The organism is Virgibacillus sp. GM2-2 (assembly GCF_055329585.1).
On sequence record NZ_JBUZWC010000172.1, the window covers coordinates 1 to 233 of the forward strand.

At 57.5% G+C, this 233-nt stretch carries 1 protein-coding gene; it reads left to right on the plus strand.

All coding sequences use genetic code 11. From position 1 onward, the window contains the following. Positions 1 to 233 (plus strand): hypothetical protein (locus tag ACY9Z2_RS19425; protein ID WP_463611313.1); only part of this gene is annotated, 233 nt, incomplete at both ends.

Here is a 233-nt window from a genome sequence, read left to right on the forward strand (position 1 = left end):
GGGCCTGAAGCAACGAAACACCCGGGCCATGGCCCGCACATCCATCAGGATCCGGAATTGCTGGTTGCGCTCGGGACGGACATGAGCAATCCGCGCGACCTGGGCGCCAAGATCGAAATGTGCATGGGGACGGAGATGGAAAGCCACATTATCACGGAATCCACAATGATTTGGATTCCGGCAAAGTTCGTCCACGCACCTTTCCGCGTGCTTGAAGTGACGCGTCCGTTTCT